Origin of the sequence: Streptomyces sp. WM6386 (assembly GCF_000972385.1) — a bacterium.
Lineage (GTDB): Bacteria > Actinomycetota > Actinomycetes > Streptomycetales > Streptomycetaceae > Streptomyces.
Map to the genome: position 1 here is coordinate 1 of NZ_JXTE01000016.1, position 12,770 is coordinate 12,770.

Genomic DNA, 12,770 nt, shown 5'->3' on the forward strand with positions numbered 1-12,770 from the left:
CGTCCGGGGTGTGCGGGGTTTCGGGGGTGGTGTGTTCGTCCGTGGGCCCCGGTGTGTCGTCGGCATCGGGACCGGCCTCGGCGTCGCCCGTCGCGGACGGTACGGAGTCCTCGGTGGCTTCGGGCGCGAGGGGGGCGGCGGGCTCGGTGGTGTCGGCGCCCTGAGTCGGCGACGGGAAGGCTTCGGCGGGGTCGGGAACGTCGGTGCCCTTGGCTGCCGAAGGTTCATCCCGCTCGGCGCCCTCGGCGTGCGAAGGTTTGCCACGCTCGGTGGTCTCGGCGGCCGGGGACTCGGTGCCCTTTGCCGTCCGCGGCTCGGCGGCCGGAGGCTCGGCGCGTTCGGCGGCCGGAGGCTCGTCCTGCTCGGCGCGCTCGGTCGTCTCGGCGACCCGGGACTCGGTGCCCTTTGGCGTCCGCGGCTCGGGGGCCTTGGTCGCCGGAGGCTCGTCCGTGTCGGTGGCGCGGGTGGGCTGCGTGCCCCGCTTGGGTTCCGCCGTCGACCCCAGGTGCTCCGCGAAACGGTTCAGCAGTCGGGCGACGGCCGAGGTGACGGCCTCCGGCGGAAGCTCCTTGATGCGGCCGTCGGCGGAGGCGGTGCCGTTGAAGGTGAGCTTGGAGCCGCTGTCGGCCTCGTCCACCCTCAGCGTGAGAGCGAGTTTCACCACGCCGGTGCCACGGGCCTCGGCGGCGTCGCCCTCGACGGCGTAGGAACCGTCGTCCTGGGCGGAGAGGCGGGCCGAGCCGCGGTAGGTGATGGTGTGGCCGCCGACGCGCACTTTCAGCCGCCCGGTGATGGGCTCGGCGCCGGCGTCCTGCTGGAGCCCGGGAACGGCCCGGGCGAACCGAACGGGATCGGCCAGCGCCTCCCTGAGCCGCTCGGCCGGAACCGGAACGAACACCTCATGCTCCATGGTGGGCGAGCCTACCCAGTGGGCGCCGCCGCGCACCTTGGTTGGTCGAAAGTGACCGCGCGTCGGCGCGCGGGCCTCAATAGCGCGGATGCACCAGCGTCGACACTTCCGACCCCCTGACCCGCGTCTCCTCCGCCGCCCTGCCGTCCGCCTCCAGCCCCGCCTGGGTCAGCGTCCGCTCCGACTCGTGGGCGTCGAGCCGCAGGACCGGGCGGCGGGCGGAGGCCAGGACGAACCCCCAGTCCCGCGGCGCCCGGCTCGCCCCCGTCGTACGGTCCGGGCCCGCCGCGAAGCCGGAGTCGCGGCCGCCGACGCAGTACGGCACCGTCCTGAGCCCCGCCGCGCGGATCGTCCTGTCCACCGTCCAGAAGACGCGGGGGCGGCTCGACACCGGACCGGCGTGCACCACCAGGCGCCCTCCCGGAGCCAGCGCCCGCCTCGCCAGGCCGTAGAACTCCTGGGAGTACAGCTTCGTGCTGGCCGTGATCCCGGGGTCGGGCAGGTCCGCGATGACCACGTCGTACACGCCCCGCGGCGCGCCCCGCAGCCAGCTGAAGGCGTCGCCGGTGGTGACCTGGACGCGCCTGTCGTCGTACGCGTGGCCGTTCAGCGCGGACAGCGCCGGGTCCTCGCGGGCCAGCCGCACCACCCCCGCGTCGAGTTCCACCACGTCCACCCGGTGCACATCCGGATGGCGCAGCACCTCGCGGGCCGCCAGGCCGTCACCGCCGCCCAGGATGAGCACGCGCGCGTGCTCGCCGTACATCGCGGGGTGGACCAGTGCCTCGTGGTAGCGGTGTTCGTCGCGGCCGCTGACCCGCAGCCGGCCGTCGAGGAAGAGGTCGAGCGGGCGGCCTCGCGTGCCGCCGGTGAGGACGACCTCCTGGACGTCGGTCTGGAGGGCCACGCGGACGTCGTCGCCGTACACCGCCTGACGGGCCGCCCGTTCGAAGTCGTCGACCAGGACGGCGGCCGCGGCCAGGGTGCCGAGCACGGCGAGGTTGGTGATCAGCAGCAGACAGCGGGCCCGGCAGGACAGGTCCCGGCGGAAGAGGCCCAGCACCAGCGCGCCGCCCACGATCACGTTCACCGTGCCGGTGATCAGGGCGCCCGTCAGCTGGCCCAGCAGTGGCAGCAACAGGAACGGAAAGGCCAGGCCCCCGACCAGCGCGCCCACGTAGTCCGCCGCGAACAGGTCCGCCACCGCGCCGCCCGGGTCCTGGCGGCGGATGCGCTGGATCAGCTCCATCAGCAGTGGGACCTCGGCGCCGATCAGCAGGCCGATGGCGAGGGAGAAGGCGACGAGGAGGCAGCGGGAGCCGTTCGCCCAGATGCCGCCCCAGTCGCCGGTCCAGGCGAAGGCGGCGTACAGGGCCATCGCGCTGAGGCCGCCCACGAGGGCGAGGGCGGCCTCGATCGCGCCGAAGGCGGCGGCCGCGTGCCAGCGCAGCCGCTTGGCGAGGAGCGAGCCGATGCCCATCGCGAAGACCATGACGGACAGCACGACGGAGGCCTGGGTGACCGAGTCGCCGATCAAGTACGAGGCGAGGGCGACCAGTTCGAGTTCGTACACCAGTCCGCACGCGGCGCAGACGAAGACGCCCGCGAGGACCAGGAACCTGCCGATCCCGGGCCGGACGGGAAGCCGCGCGGGCCCGGCCCAGGGCGGCGTGGTGCCTGGTGGGGCGGGCGCGTGCGGTTCGATCACGTTGCGACGGTACGTCACGCCCGGTGCACGCTTCGTCACCCACACGTGTGGAACCGCGGGTCGATCGGGCGCGTGGCGTTTGTGCGCCGTGAAGGGTGATCTCGCACGGGATCCCGGGTGTGCCGTCAGACGCCGCTCGGGCTGAGCCGGCCCGCCGGGACTCTCACCCCCACCCGGGTCCTGGTCGCCACCAGCTGTCCGTCCTGCGGGTACGCGTGCCAGGTCCGCCACAGCACCTGCCCCTCGTGGCGCTGGGCCAGCAGCGCGGTGAAGGCGTGCGGGCTGCCGGGGAAGACGCCGGCGAGGCCGTGCGGGTGGTCGGAGACGAGGGCCAGCAACTCCTGGGCGCGGCCCGCGAACTGGCCCGGCGAGAGGACCTCCACCCGGGCCGCGAACTCGTACTCCCAGTCGCCGACCCGCTTGGCGACGCCCAGCGGCAGCGGGGTGCTGCTGCCCGGGATGCACGCCACCGTCTCCGAACAGGTGCCCCGCTCCTCTTCCAGGAGCACCTGATGGGACGCTCCGAGGAGTCTCAGCTCCAGCTTCGTTCCGTCGAACACGAGGTCGAGGGTCGCCAGTGCGGGGAGCGGCTCGCGCCCCAGGGCCCAGGCGAGGTCGGCCGCGCGCGTGTCGGTGTACGAGGTTTTCAGGGTCGTGAGCATGGGTCGGCTCCGCTAGGCACGCAAAGGAAGAAAAAAGGGAGGTGTGGGTCCGGCGCACTCGGGTCGACACCAGCGGGGATACGGCCCGATCGGCCCGGTCGGAACGTCGGCAGGGTGGCTCTGGACGTCCGCAGGGCCGCTGCGTAGGTGATTTAGAGAGAATCATGAACTGTGGCGCCGTCACAGCGTTTTTACCCAACTTCGTGGGGTTTCCATCCCTCAGAGGGCTCCACAGTTCAACTGTTCAACTACGGCGCACGCCAGGCCCGCCAGGGCGTGCGCCGGAGCGGACAGGCGCTCGCGGCACACGAAGAGCCGGGCCCCACCCCCGTGCGGGCCCGGCTCTCGTGTTCCGGATGCGAGGAGCTCAGCTGCCCCGTGTCAGCTGCCCCCGCCGCATCCGCCCCCACCGCCCCCTCCGCAGGACGACCCGCCTCCGCAGGACGAACCGCCGCTGTCTCCCCCGTCGGCCCGGCTGTCGCTGCTGCCGCTGCCGTTGTTGCCGCCGCCGCCGGACGACCGGTGGCCGCGCTGTCGGCGGTTGGACCCTGCGATCGCCATCAGGAGCAGGGCCATGAACACAACCAGCACGATGATCCCGAGAGCCATGGGCATGGCGTCCCCGTCCCCCTCTTCCGCGGCTCAGCTGCCGCCGCCGCAGCCGCCCCCGCCACCGCAGGAGGACCCGCCTCCGCAGGACGAGCTGCTGCCGCAGGAGGAGCTGGACGAGCCGCACGACGAGCCGACGCCGCCGCTCGCCCCGCCGCCGGCCCACCAGCTGCCACTGCTGTCACCGCTCCGGCGACGCCCCCGCGCCCCGGCCCGGCTCTTCGCGGCCTTCTTGTCCTCCCGGAGGCTGAGACGTACGACCACGAAGACGAGTACTGCGGCAATCGCCAGGATGATGCCGATAACCATGGCGTCACCCTCCTTCCGTTTCCCCGAGACGACCCCCCGTGGGCGCCTCGCGTTGTGCGTGCGAGGGAGATGCCCCCGTGTCTCACCAGCCAAAGCAGAGTTGAGCGAATCCAGAGCTTGGGCGCAGGATGACCGCGACGGCCTTCTCCGGCACCGGTGAGAGGGCGGGCCGGGTGTGGACGGCCGGCGAGACGGCGAGGAGATGGCGAGGACATGGGCGACAGGGCGCTGCTGAACCGCAGGCTGGACGGATTCGGCACGACGATCTTCGCGGAGATGTCGGCACTGGCCGTACAGACCGGCGCGATCAATCTCGGGCAGGGCTTCCCGGACACCGACGGCCCCGAGGCCGTACGGGAGGCGGCGGTGCGGGCGCTGCGCGAGGGGCGGGGCAACCAGTACCCGCCCGGGCCCGGCGTCCCCGAGCTGCGCACGGCCGTCACCGACCACCAGCACCGCTTCTACGGCCTGACCTTCGACCCCGACACGGAGGTCCTGGTCACCGCGGGCGCGACGGAGGCCATCGCGGCCACGATGCTCGCGCTGCTGGAGCCGGGCGACGAGGTCATCGCCTTCGAGCCGTACTACGACTCCTACGCGGCCTGCATCAGCATGGCCGGCGCCACCCGCGTCCCGCTGACCCTGCGCGCCCCCGACTTCCGCCCGGACCTCGACGCGCTCCGGGACGCGGTGACCGACCGCACCCGGCTGCTGCTGCTCAACTCCCCGCACAACCCGACCGGGATGGTGCTGACGCGTGCGGAACTGGCCGTGATCGCCGAGCTGGCGGTCGAGCGCGACCTGCTCGTGGTGACCGACGAGGTGTACGAGCACCTGACCTACGACGACGCCGAGCACACCCCGCTCATCTCGCTGCCGGGGATGCGCGACCGTACGGTCTCCATCTCCTCCGCGGGCAAGACCTTCTCCTTCACCGGCTGGAAGGTCGGCTGGATCACCGCGGCCGCGCCGCTGATCGCCGCCGTCCGTACGGCGAAGCAGTTCCTGACGTATGTGTCGTCCGGGCCGTTCCAGTACGCCATCGCGGAGGCGCTGCGGCTGCCGGACAGCTACTTCACCGGCTTCCGCGAGGAGTTGCGCGGCAAGCGCGACATCCTCGCCGACGGGCTCACCGCGGCGGGCTTCGAGGTCTTTTTGCCGCAGGGCACGTACTTCATCACCACCGACATCGCCGCCCTGGGCGAGAAGGACGCCCTGGCCTTCTGCCGCGGTCTGCCGGAGCGCTCCGGTGTGGTCGCCGTCCCCAACTCGGTCTTCTACGACGACAAGGAGGCCGGCCGCAGCCAGGTGCGGTTCGCGTTCTGCAAGCGGGACGAGGTGCTGCGCGACGCCGCCGCCCGCCTCCTGCGGTAGACCGCCTGCGCGGCGGTCAGGCCCCGCTGAGCACCGCGTGCTCGCGCACCGCGATGGCCGCCGCCTGGGTGCGGTTGGGGCAGTTCATCTTGGCGAGGATGTTGGCGACCAGCCGTTTCGCGCCGTGTTCGGAGATCCTGAGCCGGCGTGCGATCAGCTTGTTGCTCAGCCCCTCCACCAGGAGGTCCAGCGTCTCCCGCTCGCGCGGGGTGAGCGTGGCGATGCGCTCGCGCTGGGCGAGGGAGGGGCCGGGGGAACGCCTGATGAGGGCGTGCGAGAACGCGGAGGGCATGGGGAAGCCGCCGTTGCGCGTCTGGGCGAAGGCGAGGGTGAGGGCGTCGGACGTCAGCTCGTGTTTCAGCAGTACGCCGTGGGTGACGACCCCGCGGATCGAGTCGGGGTCGTCGACCATGCGTTCGTCCAGGAGGAGCAGCACCTTGGTGCCGGCCGCCCCCGCGCGGGCCGCGGTTTCGCGGACCCACTCCTCACGGGGGCAGGAGAGCAGCAGAATGTCCACGTCCGCGAAGTCGATGGCGGCGGCGGACTGCGGCTCGTACGCGTGATCGCGGACGGATGCCACGCCCGGGACGCGGGCCAGCAGGGTCCGCACCCCCACGCGCAGCACTTCGCTTCTGGTCAGGACAGCCACGTGCTGGGCCGTTGCGGACATGGACCGTCCCCCTCGTACGTCGGTCACCGCGTAACAAACCGCAGAACAGTCTGACGTCGAGAAAGGTCTTTAGCAAGCCCTTTCTATCAAGGGCCAGTTGGCCTGAAATCAGCCGCGCACCCCGTCCGTACGACGGGGCAGCGCCAGCGGATTGGCGTCGCGAAGCGGGGTCGGCAGCAGGGTGTCGGGCACCGACTGGTAGCAGACGGGGCGCTGGAACCGGGCGAGGGACGCGGCGCCGACCGAGGTGTGCTCGGGTGAAGTCGTCGCCGGGTAGGGGCCGCCGTGATGGGTGGCCCAGCCGATGGCCACGCCGGTGGTGAACCCGTTCCAGACGATCCGTCCGCACACCCGTGCCAGCCGGTCGAGCAGCCGTCCCGCCAGCTCCGGCTCCTCGTCGGTGGCGTGCACCGCGCAGGACAGCTGGCCCTCCAACGCCCCGGCCACCTCTTCGAGTTCGGCGGTGTCCTGGTACTCGGCGAGCACGGCGAAGGGTCCGAAGCACTCCGCCATCAGGGGCGCCTCGCCCTGGAGCAGTTCCTTGGCGTCGACGCTCAGCACGAGCGCGCCGACGCGTCGTTCGTCGTCGCCGGTGGAAAGGCCCACGGCGGCCGGGCGCACACCGGGCAGCGCGGAGAGCCGCTCGACGCCCTGCCGGAACACGGTGCGGATACCGTCGTTGAGCAGCCACGCGGGAGCCAGTTCGGCCACGGCCCGCGCCACCCCCTCGCGCAGCGCGGCGCCGTCGGGGCCGGCCGGGACGAGCAGCAGGCCGGGCTTGGTGCACACCTGGCCGTGCCCGAAGGCGAAGGACTGCACAAAGCCCCGGGCCACGGACGCGGCCCGCTCCCGCGCGGCGCCGGGGGTGACGAAGACCGGGTTGAGGCTGCTGAGTTCGCCGTGGAAGGGGACCGGTTCGGGGCGTGATCCGGCCAGTTGGTGCAGCTGACGGCCGCCGGAGAGCGAGCCGGTGAAGCCGACGGCCTTGATCCGGGGGTCGAGGACCAGAGCGCGGCCGGCCTCGAATCCCCAGACGATTCCGACTGTGCCGACAGGGGCGCCGGTGGCGGCCACGGCCCGGGTCACCGCGCGGAACGCCACCAGGCTGGTGGCCGGGTGGGAGGGGTGGGCCTTGACCACGACGGGGCAGCCCGCGGCGAGGGCCGAGGCGGTGTCGCCGCCCGCGACGGAGAAGGCGAGCGGGAAGTTGCTGGAGCCGAAGACGGCGACGGGGCCGAGCGGCATCAGCATCCGCCGCATGTCGGGCCGCCCCGGCCCGGCGTCGTCCGCGGGCCTCGCCCGGTCGATCACCGCGTCGGCGTAGGACCCCTCGCGCAGCACCTCGGCGAAGAAGCGCAACTGACCGCAGGTGCGGGCCAGTTCACCGGTCAGCCGTTCCTCGCCGAGCGCGGTCTCCCGGTCGGCGGTGCGGACGAGGACAGGTCCGTCGGCCTCCAGTTCGGACGCGATGGCCTCCAGCAGCGCCGCCCGGCCCGCCGCTCCCATACGGTCCAGGGCCACGGCGGCACCGGCCGCGGCCACGCACACCCGGGCGACCTCGTGGGCGTCGGAGTCCGCCGCCACCATCTCCATCGTCAGCCCCGTACGCGGGTCCATGGAGTACACCTCGCTCATCGCCAACTCCTCGTCGTCTCTTCGGTGGTGGGTTTCGGTCAGGGGCGCCGGGGACTGGCGGATCTGTCCCGGGGGACTGGCGGATCTGTCCCGGCTGTGCCGGCAAAAGCGCAGGTGGCCGGTTGTCGGGTGGGGACGGATCTGCCGGTCGGTCACGCCGGTCCCGGCGCGGGGCCGGCCGGGGACCGGAGGGGTGGGTCCGACCGGCCGGCCGACCGGTTGGTCACAGGTTCGCCGCTCCGGGCCCGTGTCCGGGAGGGCCGCTCGGTCGGGCGGTCGGGGTAGCCGATCGGCTACTGCCCGTTCGGGCAGCCCGGCCGGGCGATCGGGCTGGCATTCCCGCCGAGGGGTCCTCGTACGGAAGCTCTTCGCTGTCAGGAACGGCACATGAGGCGGAGGCGACGGTGACGGGTGCGTACGGCAGCAGACGGGAGTTCCTGCGGACGGTGGGTGTCGCGGGCGGGGCCGGGATGCTCTGGGCGACCATGGGGGCGCTCGGGCTCGCCCCCGACGCACGGGCGGCGCAGCCGGGACCGGCGTATGTCCCGCCGCGCGCGGGCGACTTCACCGGTGGCCGCAAGGCGCCGCGGGTGGTCGTCCTGGGCGCCGGCATCGCGGGTCTGACCACGGCGTACGAGCTGGCCAAGGCCGGTTACGAGTGCCGCATCCTGGAGGCCAAGCCCCGTCCGGGCGGCCGCAACTGGACGGTGCGCTCGGGCACCGAGGAGCGCGAGCTGGACGGCGGGACCCAGCGGGCGGAGTTCTCCGCGGGGCAGTATCTGAACGCGGGCCCCGCCCGGATCGCGCAGCACATGGTCACGCTCGACTACTGCCGCGAACTGGGCGTCCCCATCGAGCCGTTCGCGAACCAGAACGGTGACGCCTACGTCCATCTGGACCAGATCGGCGCCCCGCTGCGGCACCGCACGGCGAAGGCCGACGCGCACGGCTATGTGTCGGAACTGCTGGCCAAGGCGGTCGACCGAGGCGCGCTGGACAAGGAGCTGACCGCCGAGGACCGCGAGCGGCTGCTGGCGTTCCTCGGTGACTTCGGCGCCATCGGCAAACGTGCGGACGACCGGGCGTACCGGGGCGGCCCCCGCCGCGGCTACCGTGTCCCGCCGGGCGCCGCCGGTGTGACGGGTGAGCCGTACGGTCCGCTGCCGTCGCTGTCGGAGTACTTCGCCCGGGGCACCGGCCGCTATCTCTCCTTCGAGGTCGACTACGACCAGGCGATGATGATGTTCCAGCCGGTCGGCGGCATGGACCGGATCGTGCGGGCCTTCGTGGACCGGGTCGGCGAAAGCCGGATCTCCTACGGGTCCGTGGTCCGGGAGATCCGCGACCGCGCCGCCGGGGTCGAGGTGCGGTACACGGACGCGCGCGGCCGGGAGCGGGTCGAGCGGGCCGACTTCTGCGTGGCGGCGCTGCCGCCCCACGTCCTGGCACGTACCGCGCACAACCTCGGATCCGCCGTGCGGTCGGCGCTGCGGACGCCCGCGCCCCTGGCGGTCGGCAAGCTGGGTCTGGAGTACCGGCGGCGCTGGTGGGAGGAGGACCACCGGATCTACGGCGGGATCACGGAGACGGATCTGCCGTTGACGCATGTCTGGTACCCCTCGCACGGTTTCCACTCCGAGCGCGGGGTGCTGGTGGGGTACTACCACTACCGCCAGGACGCCCTGGACTTCGGGAAGTTGGCGCCGCGTGAGCGCATCGCGCGGGCCGTCGCGCTCGGCGAGCGCATCCACGGTCCGGCCCATCGCGAGGAGCTGGCCTCGGGCTTCGCCGTCGCCTGGCACCTGATCCCGCACATCGAGGGCGGCTGGATCGAGTGGCCGGAGAACTCCGGAGCCGCCTACGACCTGCTGAACGAGCCTGCGGGGCGGGTGTACTTCGCCGGTGACTGGCTCACCCACTACATCAGCTGGCAGGCCGGAGCCATCGGTTCCGCCCGGCGCGCGGTGTCGCTGCTGCACGAGAGGTCGGTACAGGCATGAGCGGGTTCACGGCTCCGCGCCGGCTGCTGACCAGGGCCGGGCTCTGGCTGCGGCGCGTCAACCGGCGACTGGAGGAGCTGTACCAGTCCATGACGTACCTCTGACCTCGACGCCCGGATTCCGCTTCTGAGGCCCGAAACCGCTTTCCCGTAGGGGATTTGATGGCTCGTCAGGACATCTCTCCTATCGGCTTGTTCTGCTGTCTTGCGACCGCTTATGGGGGATTGGCGTCCCAGCATGTGGTCGTTGGATTGAAGGATCGTTGAACGATCCTTAAGTTCTCTCGCTGTCACCCACACCATCCCCACAGCCCGAAAGGGGCTCTCTTCATGCTGTCCACCGACGAAGCGGCACTGTTCGAGAACCGCGGCTACGCCCGCCGCGAATCGGCGACCATCCAGGGCGGCCGGCACGTCCGCATGGGCGTCAACCCGCCGCTCATCACGCCGATCTACATGACGGCCGCCTACGAGTTCCCCAACGCCGACATGGCGGCCGGCCTCTTCGGCCTGGAGGGCAACGGGCACGCCTACACCCGGCTCGGCAACCCCACCCTGAACGTCCTCGAAGAGCGCATGGCCCAGATCGACGGCGGTGTCGCGGGCCTGGCCACGGCCTCGGGACACGCGGCGGTGACGCTCGCGATCCTCAACCTCGTGGAGGCCGGGGACAACATCGTCTCCTCCAACGAACTCTTCGGCGGCATCTGGAGCCTGCTGGGCGCCACCCTGAAACGGCTCGGCATCGAGACCCGGTTCGTCAGCCCCGCCGACCCGAAGAACTTCGAGGAGGCCACCGACGACCGCACCCGGCTCTACTTCGGCGAGACCCTGCCCAACCCGCGGCTGCGGATCTTCCCCATCGGCGAGGTCGCCGAGATCGGTCAGCGCTACGGCATCCCGCTGATCATGGACAACACCCTGCAGCCGTTCACCTGCCGCCCCTTCGAGTTCGGCGCCGCTGTCACCGTCTACTCGGGCACCAAATACCTGGGCGGCCACGGCTCGGCGATCGGCGGCATCATCGTCGACAGCGGCAACTTCGACTGGAACAACTCCCCCCGCCACCCGCAGATGACCCAGCCCGACCCCGCGTACGGCAACGTCGTCTGGGGCGAGGAGTGCCGCAAGCTCCCCGACACCCGGGGCCGCAGCAGCTACCTCTTCAAGGCCCGCGAGACCCTGCTGCGCGACCTCGGTCTGTGCATGAGCCCCTTCAACGCCTTCCTCATCCTCCAGGGCATCGAGACACTGCCGCTGCGCATGCCCGCCCACTCGGCCAACGCCCTCAGGGTCGCCGAGTTCCTCGTGGGCCACCCCAAGGTCTCCCTGGTGCGCCACCCGAGCCTCGCCGAGGGAACCGAGCTCGACCAGGTCAAGCGGTACCTGGGCGGCGAGTTCGGACCGATGGTGATGGTCGAGCTGGAGGGCGGGCGCACCGCCGGAGCCCGGTTCATCGAGGGGCTCAAGCTGTTCTCGCACGTCACCAACGTCGGCGACGTCCGCTCCCTGGCCACCCACCCCGCCTCCACCACCCACGCCCACCTGCCCGAGAAGGACCTGCTCGGCGCCGGCATCACCCAGGGCTCGGTTCGTCTCGCGGTCGGCCTGGAGCACGCCGACGACCTGATCCACGACCTCGACCAGGCTCTGGCCGCCGTCTGACTCCGCCGCACCGCACACGACTTCAGGGGGAAACTGTGGTGTTCACGGGCTGGCCCGCGCCGACCGGAAAACATCTGTCACTCGCGATGCCCTTCCCGGGCGACCGTCCGTTACAGCTGTCCTCGGGGGCCCGGCTCGGCCCGGTGCAGGTGGCGTACGAGACCTACGGCCGGCTCAACGACGCCCGCGACAACGCGGTGTTCGTCTGTCACGCCCTGACCGGCGACTCGCACCCGGCACGGCACCACACCGACGACACGCCGGGCTGGTGGGAGACGATGGTCGGCCCCGGCAGACCGGTGGACACCCACCGGTACTTCGTGATCTGCGCGAACGTCGTGGGCGGCTGCGCGGGCACCACAGGACCGTGGGCCACCGGGCCCGACGGAGCGCCGTACGGGGAGGCGTTCCCCGAGGTCACGGTCGCCGACATGGTCGGCGTCCATCGCGCGCTGCTCGCCGGGCTGGGGGTCCGCCGGCTGCGCGCCGTCGTCGGCGGCTCGCTCGGCGGCATGCAGACCCTGGAGTGGCTGCTGCGCCACCCCCAGGACGCGGAGGGGTTCGCGGTCGTCGCGGCCACCGCACGGCAGAGCGCCGACAACCTCGCCTGGAACGCGGTCGCCCGGCACGCCATCCGCAGCAGCGCGGCCGTCGCCGCGGGGCCCGTACGGGAGGCCGGGCTGCGGGCCGGGCTCGGCACGGCGCGGATGATCGCCCATCTCACGTATCTCTCGGAGCAGTCGCTGCACCGCAAGTTCGGGCGCGCGCCGCGCAAAGGGGGCACGCGCACCCATCCGTCCTCCCTGGTCCAGGGCGACTTCGCGGTCGAGAGCTATCTGGAGCACCAGGCGGACAAGTTCCTGCGCCGCTTCGACCCCCGCAGCTATCTCCAACTCATCGGCGCCATGGACCACTTCGACGCCTTCGCGGTGCCCGACCGGCTGAACTCCGCCGCCGCGGCGCCCGCCGTCCTGCTCTACAGCTTCGCGTCCGACCGGCTCTTCGGCCCCGAGCACAGCGACCACATCAAGGCCGAACTCGCGGCGCGCGGCCTGGCCGCCCGGCACGAGCGGGACGAGACGAGCGACATCGGGAACGACGCGTTCCTGCTGGACGTGCCCGGCTTCCTCGCCACCGCGGACCGGTTCCTGAAGGACCTGGACCTGCGCTCCTGCGCCCGCCGCGACGACCTCGTCACCAGCTGACCCCGCCCCCTGACCGACCACACG

At 72.2% G+C, this 12,770-nt stretch carries 11 protein-coding genes; 4 read left to right on the forward strand and 7 right to left on the reverse strand.

Translation table 11 applies throughout. The annotated features are described in order from the left end of the window. From TN53_RS12470 to TN53_RS12485, 5 genes are all read right to left on the reverse strand, one after another. Window positions 1-910, reverse strand: a 910-nt coding sequence (locus TN53_RS12470) for an SRPBCC domain-containing protein (RefSeq protein ID WP_199820387.1), incomplete at its 3' end; no start/stop codon positions are given. A 76-nt stretch (window positions 911-986) separates the two neighbouring features. Further along, entirely contained in the window at window positions 987-2,618 is a 1,632-nt protein-coding gene (locus TN53_RS12475; RefSeq protein WP_046247667.1) for a polyamine aminopropyltransferase, read from the reverse strand. 125 nt (window positions 2,619-2,743) lie between these two features. Further along, window positions 2,744-3,280 (reverse strand): DUF2617 family protein, encoded by a 537-nt coding sequence (locus TN53_RS12480; RefSeq protein WP_046247589.1) that lies wholly within the window; start codon window positions 3,278-3,280, stop codon window positions 2,744-2,746. Between the two features lie 381 nt (window positions 3,281-3,661). Next, window positions 3,662-3,889, reverse strand: coding sequence for a hypothetical protein (locus TN53_RS44960; protein ID WP_095046176.1), 228 nt, complete (start codon window positions 3,887-3,889; stop codon window positions 3,662-3,664). A 33-nt stretch (window positions 3,890-3,922) separates the two neighbouring features. After that, entirely contained in the window at window positions 3,923-4,198 is a 276-nt protein-coding gene (locus tag TN53_RS12485; protein WP_046247590.1) for a hypothetical protein, read from the reverse strand. A 213-nt stretch (window positions 4,199-4,411) separates the two neighbouring features. Between TN53_RS12485 and TN53_RS12490 the strand changes: the two genes are divergently transcribed. Next, window positions 4,412-5,572, forward strand: a complete 1,161-nt coding sequence (locus TN53_RS12490) for a pyridoxal phosphate-dependent aminotransferase (RefSeq protein WP_046247591.1) — start codon at window positions 4,412-4,414, stop codon at window positions 5,570-5,572. A gap of 16 nt (window positions 5,573-5,588) precedes the next feature. On the opposite strand, the gene TN53_RS48285 is transcribed toward TN53_RS12490, so the two are convergent. Together TN53_RS48285 and TN53_RS12500 are read right to left on the reverse strand one after the other, a co-directional pair. Further along, the gene (locus TN53_RS48285) at window positions 5,589-6,242 is read right to left on the reverse strand and encodes a helix-turn-helix transcriptional regulator (RefSeq protein ID WP_052745191.1); all 654 of its coding nucleotides are present in this window, start codon (window positions 6,240-6,242) and stop codon (window positions 5,589-5,591) included. A gap of 108 nt (window positions 6,243-6,350) precedes the next feature. Further along, the gene (locus TN53_RS12500; RefSeq protein WP_046247593.1) at window positions 6,351-7,877 is read right to left on the reverse strand and encodes an aldehyde dehydrogenase (NADP(+)); all 1,527 of its coding nucleotides are present in this window, start codon (window positions 7,875-7,877) and stop codon (window positions 6,351-6,353) included. 470 nt (window positions 7,878-8,347) lie between these two features. On the opposite strand from TN53_RS12500, the gene TN53_RS12505 reads away from it, so the two are divergent. The 3 genes from TN53_RS12505 to metX all read left to right on the forward strand — a co-directional run bounded on the left by TN53_RS12505 (window position 8,348) and on the right by metX (window position 12,746). Continuing rightward, window positions 8,348-9,877 carry a flavin monoamine oxidase family protein gene (locus tag TN53_RS12505; RefSeq protein ID WP_095046177.1) on the forward strand — a complete coding sequence of 510 codons (1,530 nt, stop codon included), beginning with the start codon at window positions 8,348-8,350 and terminating at the stop codon, window positions 9,875-9,877. Window positions 9,878-10,206: 329 nt separating this feature from the next. Next, window positions 10,207-11,541, forward strand: a complete 1,335-nt coding sequence (locus TN53_RS12510; protein WP_046247595.1) for an O-acetylhomoserine aminocarboxypropyltransferase/cysteine synthase family protein — start codon at window positions 10,207-10,209, stop codon at window positions 11,539-11,541. 38 nt (window positions 11,542-11,579) lie between these two features. After that, window positions 11,580-12,746 carry a homoserine O-acetyltransferase MetX gene (gene metX, locus TN53_RS12515; protein WP_052742240.1) on the forward strand — a complete coding sequence of 389 codons (1,167 nt, stop codon included), beginning with the start codon at window positions 11,580-11,582 and terminating at the stop codon, window positions 12,744-12,746. Window positions 12,747-12,770: the final 24 nt, after the last annotated feature.